Below are 26,597 nucleotides of genomic sequence, written 5' to 3' on the forward strand. Positions count from 1 at the left end.
GCGGGCGTGACGGAGGCCACCTCCCGTGTGCGTGGAAGGTGGCCTCCGTCGGGCATACGGCTCGGGCCGTACGCGACCTGACCCGTGCGGACGAGGTGCGTCATCGCCTCAATCGCCGAGGCGGTGTCCGTTCTCGACGTCGAAGAGGTGCACCTGACCCTCGGCGGGCAGGAAGGTGACGACCTCGCCCTTCGCAGGCGGGGTGCGGCCGTCGACGCGGGCGACGATCGGACGGTCGGTCGGCGTGGTGCCGGCGAGATGACCGTAGACGTAGGCATCGGCGCCGAGCTCCTCGACGACGTCGATCTCGACGTCGAGCCCGTCGGCGTCGGTGATCCTCATGTCCTCGGGGCGGACACCGAGGGTGACGGTCGATCCGGCTCCCTGCAGCACGCTGCGCTCGACCTGGTGCGTGGCCGAGCCGAAGCGCACGCCGCCCTCGGTGACCGGGACCTCGAACAGGTTCATCGCCGGCGAGCCGATGAAACCCGCAACGAAGACGTTGTCGGGGTGGTCGTACATGCGGCGTGGGGTGTCGCACTGCTGGAGCAGCCCGTCCTTGAGCACGGCCACACGGTCGCCCATCGTCATCGCCTCGACCTGGTCGTGGGTGACGTAGACCGTCGTGATGCCGAGGCGGCGCTGCAGCGAGGCGATCTGGGTGCGGGTCTGCACGCGCAGCTTGGCGTCGAGGTTGGAGAGCGGCTCGTCCATGAGGAAGACCTTGGGCTCCCGGACGATCGCGCGACCCATGGCGACCCGCTGGCGCTGGCCACCGGAGAGTGCCTTGGGCTTGCGTTCGAGGTAGTCCTCGAGGTCGAGGATCCTCGCGGCCTCCTCGACACGGCGACGGATCTCGGCCTTGTCGACCCCCGCGATCTTGAGCGCGAAGCCCATGTTGTCGGCGACCGACATGTGCGGGTAGAGCGCGTAGTTCTGGAACACCATCGCGACGTCGCGGTCCTTCGGCGACAGGTCGGTCACGTCGGTGTCGTCGATGAAGATGCGGCCGCTGTTCACCTCCTCGAGCCCGGCGAGCATCCGCAGGCTCGTGGACTTCCCGCACCCCGAGGGCCCGACGAGGACCAGGAACTCCCCGTCGGCGATGTCGAGATCGAGCTGGTCGACCGAGGGAGTGTCGTTCCCCGGATATTGGCGGGTGGCTTTGTCGAACCTCACCGTTGCCATGACGTCTTTGTCCTTTCCTTCACCGGCAGGAACGTGCCGGACGATCCGTTGTGAAGTACGCGGCGGTGCGGGGTGCGCCGTCGCAGACCCGTCGTGCCGTGCCGCCCATCATGCACGTCGCGACGAGATGGTGTGCCCGGAGCCTGCCGGTGGGGCGCATCACCCCTTCGTCGCGCCCGCCGTGAGGCCGGCGACGAGGTGACGTTGGGCGAAGAAGAACACGATGCCCGCGGGAATCGTGATGAGCACGGCGGCGGCGGTGAGCAGATCCCAGTGCGGCAGCGCCGGGGGACGCGGTACGAGGATCTGCATGCCATAGGCGAGGGTGTAGCGGTCGTCGGTGTTGAGGAACGCGCTCGCGTAGGCGACCTCACCCCAGGCGGTGAGGAAGGTGTAGAACGCCGTCACGGCGAGACCTGGGCGGGCGAGGGGCAGGATGACCCGCCAGAACGTGCCGAATGGTCCGAGGCCGTCGATGTGGGCGGCCTCGTCGAGGTCGGAGGGGATCGAGTCGAAGTACCCCTTGAGCATCCACGTGCAGAACGGCACGGCGATCGTGCAGTAGGCGATGACGAGCGCGATGTGGGTGTTGATGAGGCCGAGGCGGCTCATGATCGTGTAGATGGGCACGATGAGGATCGACACCGGGAACATCTGGGTGATGAGGAAGGTCCACATGAGGCTCCGCTTGCCGGGGAAGTTGAACCGGCTGATGGCGTATCCCGCGGTCGCCGACATCGAGATGCCGATGAGCATCGTGAAGATCGCGACCACGACGGAGTTGCGGAACCAGGTGACGAAGTCGGTGGTCGAGAGCAGGCTGCGGTAGTTCTCGAGCGTGAACCGCGAGGGCATCCCCAGTTGAGCGACCTCCTGCCCGGGTTTGAACGACGCGAAACCGATCCAGGCGATGGGGAAGACGGCGACGAAGACGGCGAGCAGCAGCGTCGCGTGCAGGAGGACCGACGCCATCGGGCTGCGGTGGCGGTGACCGCGTCGCCGTGGACGGTGGGGCGTCCGGGCCGGGGGTACCGCGGCAGGAACGTCCGCGGTGGCGACGGGCGCGATGGGCGCGGTGTCGTCGTGAGACCGGGTCATGTCACCAGACCTCTCCCTGGTTGCGGAGCATCCGTCGGTAGAACAGCGAGAACACGATGAGGATCGAGAGGATGACGACTCCGTAGGCGGCGGCGAAGCCGTAGTTGCGGATGCCTTCGAACGCGGCGCGGTAGGCGCCGGTCACGAGGATCTCCGTGCCGCCGGCGGGGCCGCCGCGGCTGACGAGGAAGATGATCGGGAACATGTTGAAGGTCCAGATCGTGCCGAGGAGGATGACCGAGTTCGAGACCGGTCGCAGGCCGGGCAGGGTGACGTTGGTGAACCGCTGCCACCCGGTCGCGCCGTCCATCTCGGCGGCCTCGTAGAGCTCGCCGGGGATCGACTGGAGTCCGCCGAGCAGGGCGACCATCATGAAAGGCACGCCGAGCCAGACGTTGACGGCGATCGTCGAGGCGAGGGCCTTGGGGATCGTGTCGAAGAAGTCGATGGCCTGGCCGCCGAACGTCGTGACGACCGCGTTGATGACACCGTCGTCACGGTCGTAGAGGAACTTCCACGCGAACGCCGACACGAACGCCGGGACCGCCCACGGGAGGATGAGCAGGACGCGATAGATGCTGCGGAACCGCATCTCGCGGTGGAGCAGGACGGCGAGGCCGAGGCCGAGGGTGTAGTGGAAGAACACGCACGAGAAGGTCCAGATGAGCGTGATCATCAGCTGGTGCCAGAACTCGCCGACCCGGCCGGTGAGGAGGTCGGCGTAGTTCTGGAGGCCGACGAACTCGGCGCGGTTGGGGTTGGGTTCGCAGACCTGGCCACCACCGAGTGTCCGCGTGCAGATCTCCGGGACCTGGTTGGCCTCGGTGAGGTTGGTGAAGGACTGCCAGATGCCCTGGACGAGCGGGTAGAAAACGAGGACGGCGAGCACGATGACGACCGGGGCCACGAAGGCCCAGGCGTACCAGTGCTTGTCCCAGACGCGGCGGAGGCGACTCATCGGACGCCCCCGGGATCAACCATGTCACGCACGGCGGAACTCCTGAGGTGGAGGTCGGGGGTGGTGGTGCCGTGCGACGGACGTGGTCGCCGCACGGCACCGGTGCGGGGGCCGCATGGTGCCGGCCCCCACGGAGGTCACTCGGTCGCGTAGTCCTTGACGACCTCGGTCTTGTACTTCTGGGCGACGCCGTCGAGGGTCGCCTTGGGGTCGGCCTTCTTGATCATGAGCGAGGTCGCGGCCTGGTCGAGCGGGGCGAAGAGCTGGCCGCCCTCCGGGATCCACGCGCGCTGCACGGCCTTCTCCATCGGGGTCTGCCACTGCTTGACCAGCGGGGTCGTCACCTTGTCGTAGGCGGATTTGCGGGCGGGGAGCAGCCCGAGCTCGTCTGAGATCTTGGCCTGGGACTCGGCGCTCGACATGAACTCGATGAACGCGATCGCGGCCTGTGCCTTGTCCTCGCTCATGCCGGACCAGACGACGTAGTCGTGTCCGCCGACGGGCCCGCCCTGCTTGGCGGAACCGGCCGGCACGGGGGCGATGCCGAGGTTGTCGGCCCCGCCGAAGCCGGTGGCCTTCGTGACGGCCGCGGTCTCCCACGGGCCCTGGACGATCATCCCGACCTTGCCCGCATTGAACGAGTCCATCATCGCCTTGTAGGCCTCGGTGGCGGGGGCCTTGACGAAGCCGGGGGAGCCCTGAAGCTCCTGGGCCTTCGTGATGCCGGCCACCGACGGTGCGGCGTTGACGGTGATCTTCTTGGCCTCGGTGTCGAGCAGGTCCCCGCCCTCGCCGTAGATGAACGGGAGGAGGTAGTAGCCGGCCGGGTTGAGGTAGGCGCCGTCCTTGCCGGTCTTGGACTTGATCGCCTCGGCGGCGGTCTTCATCTCGTCCCAGGTCGTGGGGGGCTGGACGCCGGCGTCGGCGAGGAGCTTCTTGTTGTACATGAGGCCGAGGGTGTCGGTGACCTGCGGGACGCCATAGGTGCCGCCGTTGAACTGGGTCGATCCGTGCGCGGCGGGGAGGAAATCGTCCTGACCGGCGGCGAGCGGGGTGCCGTCGAGCTTGTAGAGGTAACCGAGCGAGGCGAACTCGGGGACCCACGCCACCTCGGCGCGAAGGATGTCGGGGGCGCCGGACTTCGCGGCGGCGGCCGTCTTGAACTTGTTCTGGGCCTCGCCGAACGGCACCGACTGGTAGTTGATCTTGACGTTCGGGTACTGCTTGTTGAAGTCGGCGATGAGTTCCTTGAAGACGGGGGCCTCGTTGGTGGCGTCCGAGGTGTCCCACCACGTGAGGCTGCCGGTGACGGCGCTCGGGTTCGCCGTGGGGGTCTGTTGCGTGCCCGCGTCTCCGGTGCCGGAGGGCTGGTTGCCGCCGCAGGCGGCGAGCGCCACCACGGAGGTGGCGATGAGGGCTGTGGCCAGTTGGCTGCGACGCATGTCTGGGCTCCTAGGTGTCGCTCGGGTCGGACCTCGACGTCCGTGGGGGAACGGTAACAATGCTGCAAGGGTTTGCGGAAGACTTTGCGAGAAGATTGCGGCAAGAGTTGCAGAAGGCGTTGCAATCATTGGTCACGTGAGGGATGCTGCCGAACGGCGGGCCACCCGTCACGACGGAGGAGGCATCGATGCGACCACCGAGACTGGCCGACGTGGCCGGGCGTGCGGGGGTGTCGGAGGCGACGGTGAGTCGTGTCCTCAACGACAAGCCCGGCGTGTCTGACGACACACGCGCCGCGGTCCTCGCCGCCGTCGACCTGCTCGGGTACGACAGGCCCCCCAAGCTGCGCCGATCCAGTGCCGGGCTCGTCGGTCTCGTCGTCCCCGAGCTCGTCAACCCGGTGTTCCCCGCCTACGTGCAGTGCATCGGCGACATCCTCGCTCGCGGGGGGTACACCCCGATCGTCGGGAGCCAGGTCCCCGGCGGCACCTCCGAGGACGAGTACGTCGAGATGATGCGCGAACGTGGCGTCTCCGGCCTCATCTTTCTGTCGGGTTTGCACGCCGATTCCACCGCCGAGCTCGACCGGTACCGGGACCTGGTGGACGCGGGCCTGCCGATCGTCTGCATCAACGGCTACCGCGAGGACCTCCATGTCCCGTTCGTCAGCGACGACGACATCGGCGCGATGGGACTCGGAGTCCGGTGCCTCACCCGGCTGGGTCACCGACGTATCGGTCTCGCCACGGGGCCGCTGCGGTTCGTCCCCTCGCGACGCAAGGTCATGGGGTTCCGCCAGGCGATGGCGCAGCACGCCGACGTCGCCGACGTCACCGACCTCGTCCGTCACACGCTGTTCACCGTCGACGGAGGCCGGGAGGCCGGGGAGTCACTCATCGACGACGGGTGCACGGCGGTGATCTGCGGCAGCGACATGATGGCGCTCGGCGTGCTCGCGGCGGCGCGGGCCCGAGGTCTGGAGGTGCCGGGCGACGTCTCGGTCATCGGCTACGACGACTCCCCGGTCATGGCGTTCACGGCACCGCCCATGACGACGGTGCGTCAGGACACCGAGGGCATCTCCCGCGCGGCGGTCACGGCCCTCCTCGACGCCATCACGGGTCGACACGTGGCGACCGCCGAACTCGTGTTCCGCAACAGCCTCGTGCAGCGGGAGTCCGTCGGGCCGGCACCGCGCGTGCGCCCGCGACCGGCGCCGCGATCGACCTCCGGCTGACCCGGAGGCCGCCGCGGGGGAGCGCTCCTCACCGCAGGCGGAGACGCACGAACTCCGCGAGGACGTCCAGGACGGCGGGGATGGAGTCGACCCGGCAGGACGCCGTGGTGTCGCCCTCTCCGACCTTGATCGTGAGGTGCCCGTCCGCGGCGGGCAACATCGCGAACGCCAGCTCGTCGGTGACGTCGTCACCGAGGTAGACGACGGCGTCGGCGTCGACCAGGCGCTGGAGGGCGCGAAGGGCGATGCCCTTGCTCGTCTCGACGACGCCGAGCTCGACGACGCTCTTGCCGGAGAGGGCATGGACGCCGTCACGGTCGCCGAGGGCGCCGGCGTCGGCGAGGGCCGCGGCGGCGACGTCCTCGGGCAGTCCGCGGGTGTGGAGGGCGACCGCAGCGGGTTTGCGTTCGATCCGGGCCGCGGGGTGGTGCTGCTGGACCTCGACGAGGGCGGCGTCGAGCTCGGCGAGCCGGGCGCGGGCGTCGTCGTCGAGCAGGGCGCCGGCCGTCATGTCGGCGCGTGAACTCTGGGCGCCGTGGGAGCCGACGAGGTCGATGTCGTCACCGTCGGTCACCCCCGACAGAAGTCGCAGCGTGTCCACGTCGCGGCCCGACACCAGGGCCACGCTCACGCCGTCGAGCCCCGCGGCCTCGCGGAGGAGGGCCATCGCCCCCGGCAGCGGTCGGGCGTCCATCGGGTCCTCGACGAACGGGGCGAGCGTGCCGTCGAAATCCGTGGCGAGGACGACGTGATCGAGCGCGGCCACCCGGGCGATCCCTGCCCGGACGTCCTCCGGCAGCACCGCGGGGACACCCCCCGTCTCCCGGCGAGCGTCCCCACCGGCGTGCTGCCCGGCCTCGGTCATGCGCCGGCAGCCTTCTGCGCGTTGTCCCGCGGCACGGACTGCAGCGCGTCGAGGAACTCCGCGGCCCACTTCTGCACGTCGTGAGAGCGCACCGCGTGGCGCAGGCGCATCATCCGGCGCTGCCGTTCCTGTGGTGCGTCCTTGATCGCCTGGACGATGCGGTTCTTGAGGCCTTCGATGTCGTGCGGGTTGTGGACGTAGGCGTCGCCGAGTTCCTTGGCGGCGCCGGTGAACTCGGAGAGCACGAGCGCGCCGTCGTCGTGGATGCGGCAGGTGACGTACTCCTTCGCGACGAGGTTCATGCCGTCGCGCAGGGGGGTGACGAGCATGATGTCGGCCGCCTGATACATCGCCGCCATCTCGGCGCGGTCGAAACTCTGGTGGAGGTACTGCACGGCGGTGGACTCGACGGTGGAGTAGTCGCCGTTGATCTGACCGACGGTGAGTTCGATCTCGTCCTTGAGGGTCTTGTACGCCTCGACGCGCTCGCGGCTCGGCACGGCGATCTGGATGAGGGCGACGTCGGGGGGCGTGAACTCCCCGTCGCCCAGCAGCTCGCCGTACGCCTTGAGGCGATGGCGGATTCCCTTGGTGTAGTCGAGCCGGTCGACGCCGAGCATGAGGACCTGCGGGTCGCCGAAGGACTCACGGATCTCTCGCGCTCGCTGTTGCACCTCGGGCTTGCGGGCGAGGGACTCGAGGTCGGCGAAGTCGATGGAGATGGGCAGACCGGCGGCGCGCACGGTGCGACCGTCCGTGCGGATCGTGTCGCCCTGGGTCTCGTAGCCCTCGAGCTGTCGGCAGGCGCGCTGGAAGTTCCATGCGTCGTCCTCGCGCTGGAAGCCGAGGAAGTCCGCGCCGAGGAGACCGTCGATGAGGTGGCCGCGCCAGGGCAGCTGCGCGAAGAGTTCGACCGGGGGGAAGGGGATGTGGTTGAACCAGCCGATCCGCACGTCCGGGCGCAGCTGGCGGAGCATCGCCGGGACGAGCTGCAGCTGGTAGTCGTGGATCCACACGGTGGCGCCTTCGGCCGCCACGACCGCCAGTTCCTCCGCGAACCGCTGGTTGACCGTGCGGTAGGCCCCCCACCAACGGCGGTGGAAGGTCGCGGGCACGATGACGTCGTGGTAGATCGGCCACAGTGTGTCGTTGGAGAAGCCCTCGTAGTAGTCGCGGACCTCCTCGGCCGACAACGCGACCGGGTGCAGGTGCATCCCCGCGTCGTCGAAGGGTTCGGGCGCCTCGCCCGGTTCACCCGACCATCCGACCCAGGCGCCGTCCCGTCCGCGCATCACCGAGTCCATCGCGGTGACGAGACCCCCTGGGCTCCGCTTCCACTCGGGGCCGTTCTCCCCCTCGCTTCGGTCGACCGGCAGTCGATTGGCCGCGATGACGAAGTCGTAGGTAGGCCGGTTGTCGCTCATCGCTGTCAGCTCCTGCTCGCATCGCGAAGTGATTGCCCTCATCGTAGGCGCGGCCTGCGGGACGCGGGCGGGCGCCCGGGGTGACGGACCACACGCCACGGCGGCGCCTGCGCAGGTGGGCGGCGCCGCGGGTGCACCGGTGCGCGACGGCTGCGCGCCGGAGGCGGCCCCCCGGGGGCGTCTCGGCGGAGGCAGGGTGAGGCGACTCTCGCAGGACCAGGAGGGAGCCGGTCGCCGGCGGGCGGGAGGCCCCGCAGCGCTCGGCACCGCAGGCGCGCGCCCTCCTCCCGGGCGTTCCTGGGCACCCCCCCGGGTGTTGCTGGATGGTCGTCGTGGCCGGGCGTCCATGCGCCGGTCGCAGTGGACGTGAGGGGGCCCGTCTGGGTTCGGCGGTGGCGTCGTCGGCCGACGGGCCGGTGACGCCCGGCGCTGGGCCCGATCGCGCCTGCTGCGAGGACCGGACCAGTGCCCATCGAGCGCGCAGTCGGCGCTCAGATCGCCTCCAGGGTGTTCTCCCGGCGAGTCCGTACAGTGGCATGGTCCCGCGCATGCCGGGATCGGGCTCGGGGAGAGCGGCTCCGACGAGCCGCGCCGCGGACCGTCACCGGTCGGAAGTGAGGAGAGGTCGTGACGACGCAACCGGTCGAACCGGGCGCCGTGGAGCGCCTCGGCGACTACCGCCTGCACGGCGTCCTCGGCGAGGGCGGCATGGGGGTCGTCCACCTCGGCGTCGACCCCTCCGGGCGCGCGGTCGCGGTCAAGGTGCTGCGCGAGCACGTCGCCCACGACCGTACGGCCCGAGCGCGACTCGCCCGCGAGGTCGCGACCCTGCGTCGCGTCGAGCACCACGCCGTCGCCCCGTTCCTCGGCGCCGACGTCGAGGGCACCCGTCCCTACATCGTCACGCGGTACGTGCCGGGCGAGCCGCTCGACGCGTGGGTCCGCGAGCACGGCCCGCTGCAGGGGCGGGCGCTGCGCGATGTCGGCCTCACGCTCCTCGACGCCCTGCGCGCGATCCACGACGCCGATGTCGTCCACCGCGACCTCAAGCCCGGCAACGTCCTCATGGCGGACGGGTCGCCCGTGGTCATCGACTTCGGCATCGCCCACGTGGCCGACGAATCGCGGCTCACGTCCACGGGCCTCGTCATGGGGACACCGGGATATCTCGCGCCCGAACTCCTCGACGGTCATGACGCCACCCCGGCCACCGATCTCTGGGGTCTCGCGGCCACGCTCGCGTTCGCCGCGACGGGGCGCGCGCCCTTCGGGGGCGGCCGCACCGAGGCCGTCCATGACCGCGTGCGCCGCGGCGCCGCCGATCTCACGGGCCTGGAGGGGTGGGTGGCCCAGCTCGTCAACGCCGGACTCGACCCCGACCCTCGACGGCGACCGACGTTGGAGACGGCGCGTCGCGTGCTCGAGAACCCTTCCCTCGCGGCGACGGTGCTCCCGCCGCTGCCGGTCCCGTCGGCGGCATCGGCGGCGACGACGACCCTTGCGCAGGACCATGCGCCCGGCGGTGCGACTCCCTCGGCGAGAAGGCCCGACGACTCGGCGAGCGACCGCGGGTCCTCGGCGGCCATGGCGGACACGGCGGCCACCCAGGCGGTCCCTGGTCCGGCCGCCCGCGAGGAGAGCACGCCGACGCAGCGCTTCGAGCAGCTCGTCGGGCGGGCCTTCCCGCGGCGTCACCGGGGCGACGCCGATGCCTCCGCATCGTCCTCCGGCGTGCCTGCGGGTGCCGCGAGCCAGGCTCCGGCGACGGTGTCCCACCCCGTCGTCTCGACCCGCCTCATGCCCACGGTGCCGCCGCGGCACGACCCCGCGCCGCCCGCACCCCCCGCACCCTCGTCGCCCTACGCCGCATTCCGCGCGTCCCCGGCCGGGACCGGCGGGGCCACGGCTTACCCGCCCCCACGCCATGTGACGACGCGTCCCGACCACCGTCCCGGCCACGCCCGTCCCGGTTACGGGCATCCCGGTGACGGGCGCGGGAACGGGCAGGACCGTCCGGGGCCCGCCTACCCGGCGGCGAATCCGGGTGTGCCGGGCGGAGGGTGGTCGCCGACCGCCCCACCTCGCCCGGTGTCCTCGCGTACCGGCACGCTGCTCGCGGTCGGTCTGTTCCTCGTCGCCCTCATCGCCTACCGACCGGGGCTCGGGATCCTCGTCGCGCTGGGGTGGTCGGGCCTCGCACGGCTCACCGACCGACTCTTCACGACGGTCCTGTTGCGGCGGGCTTCCCGCGGACCGCGGGACACCGACGTGGCGGTCGCGGCGCTCGCGACCCCGTGGCACCTCATCGGCGCGATGTTCTCGGCGCTCGTCGCGGGCGTGCTCCCGCTCCTCGTCGGCGCAGGCCTCGTCTTCGGGTTGCGTGCCGTGGCGGGGAACGTCGACGGGCTGCCGCTGTCCCTCTCCCCGGCGCTCATGCTCGGCGCCGCGGGCGGGCTGATCGTCGCCTGGTGGGGCCCGGGTGGGACCACCGTGCGGCTCGGGTCGCGCGTCCTCGTGCGGACCGTCGCGCCGGGGCACACGGGCGCGATCGTCCTCAGCGTCGCCGCGGGCGTCTCGGCGGCGGTGCTCGCGCTCCTCACGCAGTCGAGTGGGTGGGAGCTGTCGTGGTGGCCGTTGGATGGTCTGCTGGACGGTCTGCGCGGCCTCGTGCCGGCCTTGACGCGCTGGATCGGGGTCTGAGCCTCCGTCATCGGACCAGCCACGCTTGGCCGCGGGCTTCCCGGCGGGCTCCGGGCGAGTGCGTCACCGGCGACGCGCATCCATCGACTCGGGCTGGGCCGCTTCCGGACCGTCACGGCGGCGGGAGGAGCCATACGTGGGTCATGCGTTCATGTCGGATTGATCACGTTACGGTCACGGTCGAGGATGCTGGTGGTGGACGACGACGTGCACTTTCGCCCCGAACCTGACCCGTTCCTGTGACCGTTTCGTTGCGCAACCGTGACCGGGGTATTGCTCAGGTCAAGGTCCTCGCCTAGAGTCGCCAGCGTTTGGCCGACAGGTGCATGGTCCTGTCCTCGGGGGCCGACACCAACTACACAGCCAACCAGACCACTGCGCACACCCGCGCCGAGCTTCGTCGGGGCGTGCCTTGCCGGATATCCCGGGCAGACGAAGGTGGGGGACCCAGTGACCGCGATCCGGTCCGGTCGTCGTGAGACGGCCTCGGGGTGAAGCCGAGTTCTCTCGGCCGGGCAGCCTGACGCCCGAACCCGACAGCTAACCCCACAGGCGCCGTCAGGAGAGGAAACCGACCATCCACATGTACAACGCCAAGCATCGCGCCGTCACCCCTGTGTCGAAGGCCCGCCGTACGTTCATGGCGGCCGTCGTGGGCGGCGCCACCATCGTCGGCGGCATGGCCGTCGGCGCCCCTCAGGCCCAGGCCGCCGGTGGCGGCGTCTGGGACCGGGTTGCTGCCTGTGAGAGCGGCGGCAACTGGAAGATCTCGACCGGCAACGGCTACCACGGTGGCCTGCAGTTCTCGCGCAGCAGCTGGCGCGCGGCCGGCGGCAGCCGGTACGCGAGCATGCCCCACCACGCCACGAAGGCACAGCAGATCGCCGTGGCGAAGAACCTCCTCCGCATGCAGGGGCCGGGCGCCTGGCCCGTCTGCAGCCGCAAGGCCGGCCTCACCCGCTCCAACGGTGCCTCCGGCGGTGGCAGCGCGGTGGCGGCTTCCCGTAGCACCCAGCGCGTGACGTCCTCGAAGGGCGTCCTCTCCCGCGCGGAGGTGCGCAAGCTCCAGCGCAAGGTCGGTGCCCGTGTCGACGGCATCGTCGGCCCGGAGACGGTCCGCAAGACCGAGCGTCGCCTGGGCATCCGCCTCAGCGGCAAGCGTTACCTGAGCGGCGCAGCCCTGACCGGCGCGCACCGTCTCGCTCGCTGACGTCTCTTCTCAGCGCGACGCCCCGACCTCCTCCTGGAGGTCGGGGCGTCGTCGTCTCGTCTTCGGGGGCGTTCAGGATTCGGGCTCGTGGTGCCTGATCCCCTCCTCGCGGCTCGGCGTTCCCGGCTCGTCCGCCTGTTCACCCGAGTCGTTCAGAAGACGCGTCGGCGGGTGCCCCCGATCGGGACGAAGTTGAGGAAGAGCCCGATGAGGATGAGCACGAGCCCGACCGTCTTGAGCACGGCCATGCCCTTGATGAGGAAGCCGAGGATGAGCAGGATCAGCCCGAGCGTGATCATGGCAGTCCCTTCCGCGTCGACGACGCTGGTGAGGTGTGCCTCGGCGGTCGCCGGGCACGTGTGACCATGATGGGGCTCTGTGGGCCGTCGGCCAGGGGTGTGAGAGCACGATTCGGTATCGGTGCACCACCCCCGCCGCATGTATCTGACCTGCGACAACGCCCCGGCGTGCGGGTCGCCGGACCCTCCTTCACGAACGGCTAGACTGGACAAGCTCATTCGTTCGCGGGCCGTCCGCGACGACCGGGCACCCGCTGGCGTGGCGCAATCGGTAGCGCACCTGTCTTGTAAACAGGTGGTTAGGGGTTCGAGTCCCCTCGCCAGCTCCACTCACGACAAGGTCGCAGGCAGGGATGCGGTGAGGTGGTCGTGATGACGACCCCCCGCACGCAACCTTGCCTGCGACCTTGGATGACACCGGGCCGGGGGTTCGCCGTGTCGGAATCCGGGCCGCGGGCGGCGAGGGGCGGGGCGAGGTCAGTCCGTGCTCTGGGCGGCACGTTCCTCGAGTTCGACCTTGCGGATCTTGCCGGTGGCGGTCATGGGGAAGGCGTCGAGGAGGACGATCCGGGGAACCTTGTACGACGCGAGCTGTTCGGCGGCCTGAGAGCGGAGGTCGTCGGCCGTGGCGGTCGACCCCGGGGTCAGCGTCACGAACGCGACGGGAACCTCGCCGCGGTCGGCGTCGGGGGTCGGCACGACGGCGCAGGACGCGACGCCGTCGAGGCGCGCGACCACCATCTCGATCTCGGCGGGGAACACGCTCATCCCCTTGACCTTGATGAGCTCCTTGCGCCGGCCGAGGAAGTGCAGACACCCGTTCTCGTCGAGCCGTCCGCTGTCGCCCGTGCGCAGCCAGCCGTCGACGAGCTGCGCGGCGCTCGCCTCGGGGTTGCGCCAGTACCCTGTCATCACCGACGGGCTGCTCACGTGGATCTCGCCGTCCTGCCCGAGGGGCACGAGATCACCGGTGTCCCAGTCGCGGATGACGATGTCGGTGCCGGGCACCGGCACCCCGCAGAACACCGGCTCCTCGTGGAGATCGCGGTCGCCGGCGTCCATGCCGTAGGCCGTCGCGTCCATCGTGTGGGTCTCGGTCATGCCGTACGCCGCCTCCCGGAGCGTCGAGGAGGCCACCTCCCGCCACCTTCGACGCACCTCGGGGTCGAGTTTGCGGACGAAGGAGACCGCCGCCGGGTCCCGCAGCGACGACAGGTCGCGATCGGCGACATCGTCCCGAGCGAGGAGTTCGAGATAGTTCTCCACCGTGCCGACCATCATCGTCACCCGCTCCTGCTCGATGAGGTCGAGGGCGAGTCCCGCGTCCCAGCGGCCCATGAGGACACTCGTGCCTCCCGACACGACCGGCATGAGGATGCCGAGGTCCTCCCCGGCGATCCAGAAGACGGGGAGATAACAGAGCGCGACGAAGTCGTCGGCGTCGATCTCGCCGCTGGCGCCCAGAGCCGTCGCGCCCGTGTAGAGCATGTGCCGCTGGGTGTGCTCACACCCCTTGGGCAGGCCCGTCGTGCCGCCGGTGTAGTTGAGCGCGGCGAGGGAGTCGAGGTCCCCGGCGTCCTCGATGTCGACGCCCGCACCGGAGGCGGTGAAGTCCTCCCAGGCGAGCATCCCGTCGACCGGCTCGCCGATGACGACGACTGTCCGCAGGTCGCGCGCCTCGTCGCGCACAGCGCCCACCACCGGTGCCAACGCGTCGAGGGTGACGAGGAGCCGCACTCCCGCGTCGGTCAGTTCGTGAGCGAGCTCCTGCGGCCGGAACATCGGATTGACCGGCACGAACACCGCCCCCAGTCGCAGCGCGGCGAGCATCGAGACGACGAACTCGGGACGGTTGGGCAGATGGACGCCGACCCGGTCGCCCGGGCCGACGCCCTCCGTGCGCATCGCCGCGGCGACGGCGACGACCTGGGCGTGCAGGTCGGCCCACGTCAGGCGCGCCTCACCGCAGACGATCGCGAGTCGGTCGGGGCGGACCTCGGCCCAGTGGTCGACGTGAGCGGACAGGGTCCGTTCGCCGAGCGGGTACGAGACCTCGCCCGGGGTGTCCGCGGGACGCGACGCCGCCTGTCGTGCGCGGACGTCGTCGAGGTAGCTCTGCAGGTCCATGTCGGTCTCCTTCACCAGGTGTCGACGGGTCGGTGACCGGCGTCGAGGGGACGGGGGGTGTCGAGCGCGCCGCGGATCCAGGCGCGGGTCTCGACCGGGTCGATGACGGCGTCGATCTCGAACGCCTCGGCGGCGTTCACGCCGCGGCCCTGCTCGTACATCCGCGCGACGAGCTCGTCGAACAGGTGCGCGCGGGACTCCTCGTCCGGGGCCTGCTCGAGCTCGCGCCGGAATCCCAGGCGGACGGCGCCCTCGAGGCCCATCCCACCGATCTCGGCGGTGGGCCAGGCGATCGTCGCCACCGGACGGCGGAAACTCCCGCCCGCCATCGCCTGCGCGCCCAGTCCGTAGCCCTTGCGCAGGACGACGCACAACACCGGCACCCGGAGCCGCGCGCCGACGACGAACACACGGGAGAAGTGGCGGACCGTGGCCGTGGCCTCGGTCTCCGGTCCGACCATGAATCCCGGTGTGTCGCACAGCGAGACGATCGGGAGGCCGTGAGCGTCGCAGAGCTGGAGGAAGCGGGCGAGTTTGTCGGCGGAGTCCGCGTCGATCGCGCCGCCGAGATGTCTCGGGTCGTTGGCGACGATCCCGACGGCGGCGCCGTCGACGCGGGCGAGGTAGGTGCGGACCGAGGACCCGAACTCCGCCCGCAGCTCGAGGGGGGTCCCCACGTCGCACAGGGTCGTGACGACGTCACCGACGTCGTAGGCGCGCTTGCGGTTCTCCGGGATGACGTGACGCAGGCGCCGCTGGTCGGGTGCCTCGCCACGCACCTCGCGGTGGGTGAGCAGGTCGACGTACCGGCGCGCGACGGCCACGGCCTTCGCCTCGTCCTCGACGAGGACGTCGACGACACCGTTGCGCGCCTGCATCGGCGCAGGCCCGATCTCCTCGGGCCGGTAGGTGCCCAGGCCGCCGCCCTCGATCATCGCCGGGCCGCCCATGCCGATCGAGGCGTCACGCGTCGCGACGACGACGTCACAGCACCCGAGGAGCGCCGCGTTCCCGGCGAAGCAGCGCCCGGCCGCGATGCCGACGCTCGGCACGTGCCCCGAGAGCGACCCCATCGTCGAGAACGTCTCGACGTCGAGCCCGGAGACCACGGTCGTGTCGGTGTCGCCGGGCCGCCCGCCGCCGCCCTCGGCGAACAGGACGACGGGCAGCCGCTGCTCCCGGGCGAGTTCGAGCATCCGGTCGGTCTTGTGGTGGCTGAGGTAGCCCTGTGTCCCGGCCAGCACGGTGTAGTCGTAGGCGAGGACGGCCACCGGGGCGCCGCCGATCCTCGCGAGGCCCGTGACGATGCCGTCGGCCGGGGTGGCCTCGCGGAGTTCCTCGACGCTGCGGCGCCGACGTTGGGCCGCGACGACGAGCGCGCCGTACTCGCGCAGGCTGCCGGGGTCGACGAGGTCGGCGATGTTCTCCCGCGCGGTGCGGTGGCCCGTGCGTCGCCGACGGGCCACGGCGTCGGGGCGGTTCGCATCGAGGGTCGTCGCGTGGCGGTCGGTGACGAGCCGCAGATCGTCCCGCACGGCGTCGAGGTCGACGAGTTCGTCGACCGAGGACTCGACGTCGTCGACGTCGTGGGTGTCGAGGCGCAGCAGCGGTGTTCCCGCCGTGACCCCCGCCCCCGGGTCGGCGAGCAGATCGAGCACCGTGCCCGAGGTCGGGGCGCGCAGGACGTGTTCCATCTTCATCGCCTCGACGACGGCGACGGGCGCGCCGGCCGCGACCACGTCACCGGCGGAGACTTCGAACCCGGACAGGACCCCGGGCATGGGGGAGCGCACGGTGCCTTCGTCGTCGGTCCCGCCCGTGGCCCCGTCCCGAGTGGCGCCGCCGTCTCCGATGCCCGCACCGACCCCCTCGCCGACGATGGCGGCGAGCGGCGCGGCGAGGGTGTCGACGGTGGTCGTGCGCGCCCGCCCGGAGCGCACGTCGTCGGCGTCGAGCAGGGCCCGCAGCCAGGCGACGTTCGTCCTCACGCCGTCGATCCGCGTCTCGTCGAGGGCGTCGATGAGTGCCCGTCGCGCCTCCTCCGCATCGCCGCCGCGGACGACGATCTTGGCGAGGAGGGGGTCGAAGCGCCCGGTGACCTCCACGCCGGCTCGCAGCTGGGTGTCCACCCGCACCCCTGGCCCGGAGGGCCATTCGACCGTGCTCGCCGTGCCTGCCGACGGGTAGGCCTCACCGGTGTGAAGGACGGTCTCGGCGTTGATCCGCGCCTCCAGCGCGACTCCGCGCTCGGGAACCGGCGTCAGGTGCGCCTCCTCGAGCGAAGCCCCCGCCGCGAGGTCGAGCTGACCGCGGACGAGGTCGAGGCCGGTCACCTCTTCGGTCACGGTGTGTTCGACCTGCAGGCGCGGGTTGACCTCCATGACGACGAACCGGTCACCCGTGACGAGCAGCTCGACGGTCGCGAGGCCGACGTACTCCGTCGCACCGACGAGCTGTTCGGCCGCGTCGGTGATCCGGTCGCGCAGTGCCGGTGTCAGCAGGGCGGGAGCGGTCTCGATCACCTTCTGTCGCCGCCGTTGGAGGGAGCAGTCCCGGGTGCCGAGGGCGACGACGCGCCGACTGTCTCCGGCGATCTGCACCTCGACATGGCGGGCATCGTCGAGCACCTCCTCGACGACGACCCGCCCGTCGCCGAAGATACGGCGCCCCTCGGAGGAGGCCTCCGCCATCGCGGCCGGGAGGTCGTCGGGGGACTGGGCGAATCGGATTCCCCTGCCTCCGCCGCCCGCCACCGCCTTGACGACCACCCGCGACCCCGCGGGCAGGGAGGCCAGCAGCTCACGTGCGCCGGCCTCGTCGTGGGCGGCACGGGCGACCGGTAGTCCGAGGGACTCCGCGAGCTCCCGACACGACGCCTTGTCACCCAGCCGACTCAACGCCTCGGGTGAGGGGCCGACGAACCGCACTCCGGCGCGCTCGCAGGCTCGCGCCAGCTCGGGCGATTCGCTGAGGAATCCGTAACCGGGATGCAGGAGATCGGCGCCGGCGTCCACGGCCGCCGCGATCAGCGCCTCGACGTCGAGGTACGCCGCCGGGCCCTCGCCCGGCAGGTCGACGACGACGTCGGCGGCGCGGGCGTGCGGGGCGTCGCGTTCGTCGGCCGTGCGAACCGCCACACCCCTCCGCCCGGAGGCCCGGACGGCCCGCAGGATGCGAACGGCGATCTCGCCGCGGTTGGCCACGAGGACGTGCGTCACCTCTGTCTCCTTCGACACGATCGGCAAGAAGTCGCCACTATGCGTTGACACCAGCGTCAACGTCAACAGACTGGACGTATGGCGGAATGGGCGACCCGGTCCCGACGGGACCGGCACGAGACCGATCGGCACGCGGATCTGCTGCGAGCCGCCCGTACGGTGTTCGAACGGGACGGCGTCGAGGGGGCCGGCGTCGGCGCGGTGACGGCGGAGGCGGGGGTCTCGCGGGCCACGTTCTACGTGTACTTCTCCTCGCTGGAGGAGGCGTTCGGCGCCGTCGCACGACAGGTGAGAGACGACCTGCTCGCGAGCCAACGCATGCCTCCCGAGCTCACCGACCCGAGCGAGATCGCCTCCCGGTCGATGGAGGCGTTCCTCGACGCCCGCGTGCGCAACCTGCGGATGCTCGACGTCATCGAGTCGCGCGCCCACCGGGACCCGGAGATCGGACGGCTGTGGGAGGAGTTGTCCGTCCATCCCCTGCGGCGCAGCGCCCGGTATGCACGACGGCTCCAGGAATCCGGGGACGGCGATCCGGCCGCCGAGCCCGAGGCGCTCGCCCGCGCGGCCTACGGCATGGTCATCGCCTACGCGCCCTGGGTCGCCGCCGATCCCTCCCGCCGCACCCAGGCACTCCGGGACCTCGACGCGCTTTTCCGACGACTCCTCGGTCTCCCCGTCGCCCCGGCGACACGCACGCCGCCGGACTCCGCGCCCGGCACCCGCGCCGAGGAGTGAGTACCGAAGAGTGAACACCGGGGCGTGAGTGTCGAGGCGGGGCGCAGCGCGGACGAGGCGGGGACGATGGCGCCGAGGCGACGGCCTCGTGAGTGCGCGCCCGGTCGTCGCGGGGCCCGTCGGTGGCCGGCTGCGGACCCGCGCACCGCCCGCCGTCGGATCGGTGTTTCCGCAGGAGAGCCACGCCGCGCGGGAAGACGCTAGGCTCGAACAATCGACTCGCGACCAGTGGGGGCCTCGTGAAATCACTGCCGGTACAAGGTGTTCGGGAGGCCGTACAGGTCGGTGCCCGGCTCCGCAGCGCTCGGCAGAAGCGGCGGTACACCCTCGAGCAGGTCGCCCAGCTCTCGGGCATGACCAAGGGGTTCCTCAGCCGCGTCGAACGCGACATCACCTCACCCTCGGTCGCCTCCCTCGTCACCCTCTGTCACGTGCTGCAGATCGACGTCGGCTCCCTCTTCACCGCGCCGCGCACCGCGCTCATCCGGCTCGAGGACGCACCGGTGGTCAACCTCGGGGGGACCGGCATCGACGAACGCCTCATCAGCGGCCACGACGAGCGTTCCGTCCAGATCCTCCGCAGCGTCATCCAGCCGGGCGGTCAGGGGGAGGACGAGCTCTACTCCATCGACTGCGAACTCGAGTTCTGCCACGTCACCCAGGGCAGCATCGAGATCATCTTCACCGACGCGAGTCACGTCCTCCACGCCGGTGACACCCTCACCTTCCCCGGTCGCGAGCCGCACACGTGGCGCAATCTCGCCGACACCGAGGCCATCGTGCTCTTCGTCCTCCTGCCCGGTCATGGTTCGGGGCAGGGCGCCGGGACGTTCGTCTGACCCCCTCGTCCGGGGGCGCTCAGTCGGGCGTGTCCGTGACAGCCGCCCTGGGCGCACCCGCCCCCGCCAGTCGCTGCTCCCACGCGCGGCGCGCCTCGGGTGAGGCGGGCTTCGTCACCAGCGAGACGACCACGTAGACGAGCAGCGAGGCGGCGAGGCCGTAGTAGATCGGCTCGTTGGAGAGGATGCCGCCGAGCAGGTTGCCGAGCTTCGCGCCCATGAACCCCATCGTTCCCAGGGTGACCACCGTGCCGACCAGCATCGACGCCGCCGCGCCCTGACCGGTTCCGCGACGCCACACGAGGCCGCCGAGGATGGCGACGAGCAGGCCGCCGACGAGGATGTCGTAAGCGACGGTGAGCGAGGCGACGACGATGCTCTCGCCGCCCTCGAGGGAGGACATCCCGGCCGCGATCGCGATGATGACGACGCCGAGTCCGAGCACCCACGAACGGTTCTCGCGCATGTGCTCCGCGCTGTGGGGGTCGTCGACGGAGTCGCTCGTCGCGCGCTCCCGCCCGGTGAGCATGGGGACGACGTCGTTGCGGGCCACCGTCGCCGCGGCGATGAGCGCGCCGGACGCCGTCGACATCATCGCCGCGACGGCGGCCGCGAGGACGATCCCGCCGATGCCGACCGGCAGGATCGTGTCGGCGACCTTCGCGTAGACGTCGTCCCGTGCCCCCACGCCGTCGCCGAGCGCGACGCGGGCCGACATCCCGATGACTGCGCCGGCGGCACCGTAGAGCACGACGTAGACGCCCGCCGCGGTCCCACCCCAGCGTGCGACGGCGTCGCTGCGGGCCGTGAACACCCGTTGCCAGATGTCCTGCCCGATGAGGATGCCGAACATGTAGATGACGAACCACGTGACGATCGTCTGGGCGTCGGCGCCGCCGTTCGCGTCGCCGACGAGGCGGAAGTAGCTCGCGTCGAGGCGTTGCTGCAGTCCGCTCCAGCCGCCGGCGGCGAGGAGGGTGAGCGGCAACATGAGGAAGAAGATGCCGATCGTCTTGATGAAGAACTGGGCCTGGTCGGCGAGGGTGATGGACCACATCCCGCCGACGACGGAGTACACGAGCACGACGGCGCCGCCGAGGACGATGCACGCCCATCGGTCCCACCCGAGGAGGACGTGGAGGACGGTGGCGTAGGCGCCCGTCGACGTCACGGCCAGGAAGATCGTGTAGGCGAGCATGACGATGCTGGAGACGTCCGTGGCGCGGTGGCCGTACCTCAGCCCGAGCATCTCGGTGACGGTGTGGATGCGCAGGCGCTGGAGCTGTCCCGCGAACAGCAGGGAGAGCACGAGGACGCCGACGCCGATCGACACGACGAGCCACATTCCGGACAGGCCCATCGTGTAGCCGAGGCCTACTCCGCCCACGGTGGACGCGCCACCGAGGACGACCGCGGCCATCGTGCCGGCATAGAGGAAGCCGCCGAGGCGACGGCCGGCGACGAGGTAGTCGGAGCTGGTCTTGGTCCGGGTCCGACCCCAGAAACCGAAGCCGAGCATGAGGACGAGGTACAGGATGACGATCGCGAGGTTCACTGTCACGGTGATGGGCCTCCTGTGGCGGGAGGGCTCGGCGGGGGCACCGCCCTCGATGTCGAGTCAATGTAGGGGATAGCCCATAGGTAAACAAGGGGTGCTTTTTGGGCAACGTGATGCGTAGGCTGGGTCACACCCGCGGCCGGTGCGGTATTTCCCGCGGCGTCGTCCAGCCGTGCCGAGGGCAAGGAGGAGTTCCCCATGGATCACCCGCGCATCGAGCAGAACGGCCGGCTCGGCCCGGTCAATGCCGCCCTCACGCCGCGGTACGCCGGCTTCGGCACCTTCGCCCGGCTTCCTCGCATCGAGGACGTCGCCCGCGCCGACGTGGCCGTCGTCGGGATGCCCTTCGACAGCGGGGTCTCCTATCGGCCGGGGGCCCGGTTCGGTGCGACCCACGTCCGTGAGAGTTCACGCCTGCTGCGCCCCTTCAACCCGGCCCAGTCGGTGTCGCCGTTCGCGGAGGCCCAGGTCGCGGACGCCGGCGATGTCGCGCTCAACGCCTTCGACATCCAGGACGCGATCACCACGGCGGCCGACGCGGCGGGTGAACTCCTGGCGCAGGACACCGCCCTCGTGACGATCGGCGGTGACCACACTCTCGCGCTGCCGCTGCTCCGGGCCCACGCGAAGAAGCACGGCCCCGTCGCGCTGCTGCACTTCGACGCCCACCTCGACACCTGGGACACCTACTTCGGCGCCGAGTACACCCACGGCACCCCGTTCCGCCGGGCCTTCGAGGAGGGGCTCGTCGACACCGACGCGCTCTGCCACGTCGGCACCCGCGGTCCGCTCTACGGCACCGAGGACCTCGAGGACGACGCCCGATTCGGGTTCGGCATCGTCACGAGCAACGACGTCCTGCGCCTGGGCGTCGACGAGGTCGTCGGCCTGCTCCGCGAACGGGTGGGGGAGCGGCCGCTGTACGTCTCCCTCGACATCGACGTCCTCGACCCCGCCCATGCGCCCGGCACCGGCACCCCCGAGCCCGGCGGCCTCACGAGTCGGGAGCTCCTCGAACTCCTTCGTGGACTGCGGGGACTCGACCTGGTCGGCGCCGACGTCGTCGAGGTCTCTCCGCCCTACGATCACGCCGAGCTCACCGGGCTGGCCGCCGCAAACGTCGTCTACGAGTTCGTCTCCCTGCTCGCCCTCGGATCGGGAGCCGCCCCCGGTGGGCCCGCCTACGGCGCCTCACGACCGGTCTACGGGGCCTGACCTCGCGGGCGTCGGCTCCCGTCGTTCGTGCCTCTCCATCTCGCTGCGCACGCAGATCGGCCCGCCGTCCCTGTTCGGGACGACGGGCCGATCTGCGATGAGGCGGGCGTCAGCGCGGCATCATGACGTACTTCGTCTCGAGGTACTCCTCGATGCCCTCGAAACCGCCCTCGCGGCCGAAGCCGGAGGCCTTGATCCCGCCGAAGGGCGCTGCCGCGTTGGAGATGACCCCGGCGTTGACGCCGACCATGCCGTAGTCGAGACGCTCGGCCACCCGCATCGCGCGGGCGTGGTCGCGGGTGTAGAAGTACGCCGCGAGGCCGTACTCCGTGTCGTTGGCGCGGCTGATGACGTCGTCCTCGTCGGTGAAGGTCTGCAGGGCGGCGACGGGGCCGAAGATCTCCTCGCGCACGATGTCGGCCGACGCCGGCACGTCGAGCAGCACGGTCGGGGCCATGAAGTTGCCCTGCGAGGGCACCTCCTCGTCGCCGCACACCTTCGTCGCGCCCACGGAGACGGCGTCGTCGACGAGGCGGCGCACGTTCGTCACGGCCTTCTCGGTGATGAGCGGGCCGACCTGGACGCCCTCCTCGAGGCCGTCGCCGACCCGGAGGGAGCGCATCCGCTCGGCGAACGCGTCCCCGAACTCCCGGGCGACGTCGGCGTGGACGAAGATGCGGTTGGCCGCCGTGCACGCCTCGCCGACATTCCGCATCTTCGCGAGCATCACGCCGTCGACGGCGGCCGCGATGTCGGCGTCGTCGAAGACGATGAACGGGGCGTTGCCACCGAGTTCCATCGACACGCGGAGCAGCTGCTCGGCCGACTGCTCGACGAGCGTGCGACCGACCGTGGTGGAGCCGGTGAACGTGAGCTTGCGGGCGCGCGGGTCGCGGATGAGCGGCTCCATCACGGCGCCGGAATGGCTCGTCGTCACGACGTTGACGACGCCGGCGGGCACCCCCGCCTCGCGAAGGAGCTCGACGAGGGCGAGCATCGTCAGCGGCGTCTCGCTCGCAGGCTTGACGACCATCGTGCAGCCCGCCGCGAGGGCGGGACCGATCTTGCGGGTCCCCATCGCGAGGGGGAAGTTCCACGGCGTCACCGCGAGGCACGGTCCGACGGGCTGCTTCATCGTGAGCAGGTGCGACGCGCCGTTGGGTGCGGTCATGTACGAGCCGTGGATGCGCACGGCCTCCTCCGCGAACCACCGGAAGAACTCGGCGCCGTATGTCACCTCGCCGCGCGCCTCTGCGATGGGCTTGCCCATCTCGAGGGTCATGAGGGTGGCGAAGTCCTCCGCCCTCTCGATGAGGAGGTCGAAGGCGCGGCGGAGGATCTCCGAGCGCTCACGCGGGGGCGTCGCCGCCCATGCGGCCTGGGCGTCGGTGGCGGCGGCGAGGGCGGCCATGCCGTCCTCAGGCGTGCCGTCGGCGACGGAGGCGAGCACCTCGCCGGTGGCCGGGTTGCGCACCTCGAGGGTGGCCCCGCCGGTCGCGTCGCGCCACTCACCACCGATGAACAGGCCGGTGGGGACGGCGGCGACGATCTCCGAGACGTTCGTGTCGGTCATCGGGACTCCTTGTGACTCAGAGGGACTCGGCAAAGGCGGTGTCGAGGACGTCGAGGCCCTCGTGGAGCAGGTCCTCGCCGATGACGAGCGGGGGCAGGAACCGCAGGACGTTGCCGTACGTGCCCGCCGTGAGCGTGACGACGCCCTGACGGTGGCAGGCGGCGTTGACCTTCTTGGTGAGGTCGGCGTCGGGCTGGGTCGTTCCCGGCGTGACGATCTCGACCGCCATCATCGCGCCTCGGCCCCGGATCTCGCCGATCACCCCGTGCTTCTCGGCCATGGTCTCGAGGCGCTCGCGGAAGATCTGCTCGATGCGGCGCGCCTTGCCGGCGAGGTCCTCGTCCTTCATCGTCTCGATCGAGCCGAGGGCCGCGGCACAGGCGACGGGGTTGCCGCCGTAGGTGCCGCCGAGGCCGCCGGCGTGGACCGCGTCCATGATCTCGGCGCGACCGGTGACCGCGGCGAGCGGCAGGCCACCCGCGATGCCCTTGGCGGTGGTGATGAGGTCGGGGACGACCCCCTCGGCCTCGCAGGCGAACCAGTCGCCGGTGCGGCAGAAGCCGGTCTGGACCTCGTCGGCGATGAACACGATGCCGTGCTCGCGGCACCAGTCCGCGATGCGCCCGAGCCAGCCCTTCGGCGGGACGATGAAGCCGCCCTCGCCCTGGATGGGCTCGATGAGGACCGCGGCCACGTGCTCCTCGCCGACCTGGGCGTGGACGGCGTTCGTGAAGGCGGTGAAGGCGTCCTCGGTGATCGTCTCGGCGTCGCCGGACCACCGGTAGGGGTAGGCCATCGGCATCCGGTAGACCTCGCCCGCGAACGGGCCGAAGCCCTTCTTGTACGGCATGTTCTTGGCGGTGAGCGCCATCGTGAGGTTGGTGCGGCCGTGGTAGGCGTGGTCGAACACGACGATCGCGTCGCGCTTGGTGGCCGACCGGGCGATCTTGACGGCGTTCTCGACGGCCTCGGCGCCCGAGTTGAACAGGGCCGTGCGCTTCTCGTGTGTGCCGGGGGTGAGCTCGTTGAGCGTCTCGGCCACCGCGACGTACTCCTCGTACGGGGTGACCATGAAGCACGTGTGGGTGAAGTCCTCGAGCTGGGCCTGGGCCCTCTCGACGACCTTGGGTGCGGCGTTGCCGACGCTCGTCACGGCGATGCCGGAACCGAGATCGATGAGCTGGTTGCCGTCGACGTCGACGAGGATGCCGCCACCGGCACGCTCGATGTAGACGGGCAGGCCCACACCCACGCCCGCCGAGACGGCGGCCTTGGTCCGCGTGTGGAGCTCCTCGCTCTTGGGGCCGGGGATCTGCGTGACGAGCTTGCGCTCCTGCGGGACGGACACGGTTCCTCCTGAAGACGACCGGGGGCTCGGATTCTCGGGGTGGGATGCGCTCAGGCCGTGTGCCGGGCGCGGGGGCGCGGCACCGACACGGCACCTCGACTCTCTCGCCTCTCACCCTGATCCGCGGTGACTATTCTGTCCAATATCAAGTGTCGATGATTTCCATGCATCGCGGGCATCGACGCAGCTCCGGGGACCGGCTCCGGGCGGTCGGAACGGATGCGAGCGGGGTGACGGGGTGCGGTTCGTGACGCGGAGGTGGCTCATGAGGTGGTGGTCGGTGGGCGGAGCGACCGATCCGGCACGCTGCTCGTCGACGAGGCGGGGTGGGGAGCGCGAGCCCCGGCGGGCGGGGACGATCGACCCCGTCGGCGACGCGCACCGGCTGGAGACGCCCGGCATGGCGACGGGCCGGGTCGCCGTCGTGGGAGTGGGGGCTCTCCCCGGTGGTCTCGTCCGCGACGTCGTCGCACGGTGCGCCCCGTGAGTGCCGTCGACCTGCGCGGCCTGGAGTGTTTCGTCGCCGTCGCGACGGCGGGCACGGTCACCGCCGGAGCCGAGGCGCTCGGGATCGGTCAGCCGGCCGTCACGAGGCAGATCCAGCAGCTCGAACGGCGTCTGCGCCTTTCACTGTTTCACCGCGAGGGCGGGCGGGTGCGCCTCACCGCCGCGGGGCGGGAACTGCTCGGCCCGGCTCGCCTCGCGCTCGGCCGCGTCGACGACGTCGCCACCACCGCGCGGGCCCTCGCCGCCGGCCGGCTCCAGGAGGTGCGCATCGTCGCGACGGGGACGACGAGTGACGACGTCCTCGCCCCGTGGATCGCGACCTGGGGTCCGGATGCGCCGCAGCCGTCCATCGAGGAGACCGGCGTCGACGAGCTCGTCGACGCCCTCCGGGCAGGGGCGGACCTCGCGGTCATGCCGACGGCGCCCCCTGCGGGACTCGGCGTCCGCCGGGTCGCCGAGCTGCCGGTCTGGGCCTGTGTCGCACCCGAGCACCCTTGGGCGGGTAGGGGAGTCGTCGATCTCGCCGACCTGTCGGTCGCCGACCTGCTCTTGCTCTCACGCTCCTTCCATGCGCGGCGCCGTCTGGACGCCGCGCTCGACGCCGCGGGGCTCGCCGTCGAACCGCACGCCGTCCTCAACTCGCCCGTCGTCGCCCAGGCGCTCGCCGCCTCCGGTCGTGGCGTGTGCGTCCTCACCGACGACCCGCGCTTCGGCCTCGTACCCCTGCCGATCCGCGACGTCGACGGGAGGCCGGTGCAGATCCGACTCCACGTCGCCTGGGAGCCCGGGCATCACGCCGAAGGGACGTTGGCGCGCCTCGCCACCGAACTCGCGCAGTTCACCCGGGCCCGCTACCGCGTCCCCGGTCTCCCGGATGAGGTGCCGTGACCGACATCGACGACGGAGACCTCCCCGTGTGGGGACACCGTCACGGCTGGGGGCATCGGCCGGTTCTCCCCGTCGCTCGAGATACGACCGGCCGACTGAGCGGCGTTGGTCCGAGGCTGTCCAGGACCCCGAGGCCGGCTGGGGCGCCGGGGAGGCGGAACGAG

At 71.1% G+C, this 26,597-nt stretch carries 19 protein-coding genes, 1 tRNA gene and 1 riboswitch; of the genes, 8 read left to right on the forward strand and 12 right to left on the reverse strand.

Translation table 11 applies throughout. The annotated features are described in order from the left end of the window. Positions 1-108: 108 nt before the first annotated feature. The 4 genes from RT054_RS09005 to RT054_RS09020 form a co-directional block, all read right to left on the reverse strand. Positions 109-1,188, reverse strand: coding sequence for a sn-glycerol-3-phosphate ABC transporter ATP-binding protein UgpC (locus RT054_RS09005; RefSeq protein ID WP_312717671.1), 1,080 nt, complete (start codon positions 1,186-1,188; stop codon positions 109-111). Positions 1,189-1,347: 159 nt separating this feature from the next. Continuing rightward, positions 1,348-2,286: a carbohydrate ABC transporter permease gene (locus tag RT054_RS09010; RefSeq protein ID WP_313023194.1), complete on the reverse strand. Its 939-nt coding sequence runs from the start codon at positions 2,284-2,286 to the stop codon at positions 1,348-1,350. Position 2,287: 1 nt separating this feature from the next. Further along, on the reverse strand, positions 2,288-3,244 hold the full coding sequence (locus tag RT054_RS09015) for a sugar ABC transporter permease (RefSeq protein ID WP_312717676.1): 957 nt from the start codon (positions 3,242-3,244) through the stop codon (positions 2,288-2,290). Positions 3,245-3,381: 137 nt separating this feature from the next. After that, complete coding sequence (locus RT054_RS09020; RefSeq protein WP_313023196.1) at positions 3,382-4,686, reverse strand: extracellular solute-binding protein; 1,305 nt, start codon at positions 4,684-4,686, stop codon at positions 3,382-3,384. Positions 4,687-4,874: 188 nt separating this feature from the next. Here RT054_RS09020 and RT054_RS09025 point away from each other — a divergent pair, with 188 nt between their 5' ends. Continuing rightward, positions 4,875-5,924 (forward strand): LacI family DNA-binding transcriptional regulator, encoded by a 1,050-nt coding sequence (locus RT054_RS09025; RefSeq protein ID WP_313023198.1) that lies wholly within the window; start codon positions 4,875-4,877, stop codon positions 5,922-5,924. A 28-nt stretch (positions 5,925-5,952) separates the two neighbouring features. Here RT054_RS09025 and otsB read toward each other — a convergent pair whose 3' ends face one another. Beyond that, complete coding sequence (gene otsB, locus RT054_RS09030) at positions 5,953-6,789, reverse strand: trehalose-phosphatase (protein ID WP_313023199.1); 837 nt, start codon at positions 6,787-6,789, stop codon at positions 5,953-5,955. Continuing rightward, the gene (locus RT054_RS09035) at positions 6,786-8,213 is read right to left on the reverse strand and encodes a trehalose-6-phosphate synthase (protein ID WP_312717682.1); all 1,428 of its coding nucleotides are present in this window, start codon (positions 8,211-8,213) and stop codon (positions 6,786-6,788) included. Before RT054_RS09035 ends, otsB begins: the two co-directional genes overlap by 4 nt. A 627-nt stretch (positions 8,214-8,840) precedes the next feature. Here RT054_RS09035 and RT054_RS09040 point away from each other — a divergent pair. Beyond that, the gene (locus RT054_RS09040; protein WP_312717683.1) at positions 8,841-10,913 is read left to right on the forward strand and encodes a protein kinase domain-containing protein; all 2,073 of its coding nucleotides are present in this window, start codon (positions 8,841-8,843) and stop codon (positions 10,911-10,913) included. 403 nt (positions 10,914-11,316) lie between these two features. Beyond that, positions 11,317-11,485: riboswitch (cyclic di-AMP (ydaO/yuaA leader) on the forward strand. An 11-nt stretch (positions 11,486-11,496) separates the two neighbouring features. Continuing rightward, a complete protein-coding gene (locus RT054_RS09045; RefSeq protein ID WP_312717685.1) occupies positions 11,497-12,123 on the forward strand; it encodes a transglycosylase family protein in 627 nt (208 codons plus the stop codon). Positions 12,124-12,275: 152 nt separating this feature from the next. Here RT054_RS09045 and RT054_RS09050 read toward each other — a convergent pair whose 3' ends face one another. Further along, entirely contained in the window at positions 12,276-12,422 is a 147-nt protein-coding gene (locus RT054_RS09050; protein ID WP_312717687.1) for a hypothetical protein, read from the reverse strand. A gap of 253 nt (positions 12,423-12,675) precedes the next feature. Between RT054_RS09050 and RT054_RS09055 the strand changes: the two genes are divergently transcribed. Next, a tRNA-Thr gene (locus RT054_RS09055) sits at positions 12,676-12,751 on the forward strand. A gap of 148 nt (positions 12,752-12,899) precedes the next feature. Here the strand turns inward: RT054_RS09055 and RT054_RS09060 are convergent. Next, positions 12,900-14,549, reverse strand: coding sequence for an AMP-binding protein (locus RT054_RS09060; protein WP_312717689.1), 1,650 nt, complete (start codon positions 14,547-14,549; stop codon positions 12,900-12,902). 11 nt (positions 14,550-14,560) lie between these two features. Continuing rightward, entirely contained in the window at positions 14,561-17,767 is a 3,207-nt protein-coding gene (locus RT054_RS09065) for a carboxyl transferase domain-containing protein (RefSeq protein WP_313023200.1), read from the reverse strand. Positions 17,768-17,845: 78 nt separating this feature from the next. Here RT054_RS09065 and RT054_RS09070 point away from each other — a divergent pair, with 78 nt between their 5' ends. Both RT054_RS09070 and RT054_RS09075 read left to right on the forward strand, forming a co-directional pair. Continuing rightward, complete coding sequence (locus RT054_RS09070) at positions 17,846-18,505, forward strand: TetR/AcrR family transcriptional regulator (protein WP_313023202.1); 660 nt, start codon at positions 17,846-17,848, stop codon at positions 18,503-18,505. Between the two features lie 239 nt (positions 18,506-18,744). Continuing rightward, positions 18,745-19,344, forward strand: a complete 600-nt coding sequence (locus RT054_RS09075; RefSeq protein ID WP_313023203.1) for a helix-turn-helix domain-containing protein — start codon at positions 18,745-18,747, stop codon at positions 19,342-19,344. 19 nt (positions 19,345-19,363) lie between these two features. On the opposite strand, the gene RT054_RS09080 is transcribed toward RT054_RS09075, so the two are convergent. Further along, complete coding sequence (locus tag RT054_RS09080; protein ID WP_313023241.1) at positions 19,364-20,863, reverse strand: sodium:solute symporter; 1,500 nt, start codon at positions 20,861-20,863, stop codon at positions 19,364-19,366. A gap of 237 nt (positions 20,864-21,100) precedes the next feature. On the opposite strand from RT054_RS09080, the gene speB reads away from it, so the two are divergent. Then, positions 21,101-22,117 (forward strand): agmatinase, encoded by a 1,017-nt coding sequence (gene speB / locus RT054_RS09085; RefSeq protein WP_313023204.1) that lies wholly within the window; start codon positions 21,101-21,103, stop codon positions 22,115-22,117. Between the two features lie 109 nt (positions 22,118-22,226). Here the strand turns inward: speB and RT054_RS09090 are convergent, their stop codons facing one another. Both RT054_RS09090 and gabT read right to left on the reverse strand, forming a co-directional pair. After that, on the reverse strand, positions 22,227-23,690 hold the full coding sequence (locus RT054_RS09090) for an NAD-dependent succinate-semialdehyde dehydrogenase (RefSeq protein WP_312717698.1): 1,464 nt from the start codon (positions 23,688-23,690) through the stop codon (positions 22,227-22,229). 16 nt (positions 23,691-23,706) lie between these two features. Continuing rightward, the gene (gene gabT, locus RT054_RS09095) at positions 23,707-25,038 is read right to left on the reverse strand and encodes a 4-aminobutyrate--2-oxoglutarate transaminase (RefSeq protein ID WP_313023206.1); all 1,332 of its coding nucleotides are present in this window, start codon (positions 25,036-25,038) and stop codon (positions 23,707-23,709) included. Positions 25,039-25,521: 483 nt separating this feature from the next. On the opposite strand from gabT, the gene RT054_RS09100 reads away from it, so the two are divergent. Next, positions 25,522-26,433 carry a LysR family transcriptional regulator gene (locus RT054_RS09100; RefSeq protein WP_313023207.1) on the forward strand — a complete coding sequence of 304 codons (912 nt, stop codon included), beginning with the start codon at positions 25,522-25,524 and terminating at the stop codon, positions 26,431-26,433. Positions 26,434-26,597 lie beyond the last annotated feature (164 nt).

It is taken from the genome of Mobilicoccus sp., from assembly GCF_032060985.1.
In the GTDB taxonomy this organism is placed as follows: Bacteria; Actinomycetota; Actinomycetes; order Actinomycetales; family Dermatophilaceae; genus Mobilicoccus.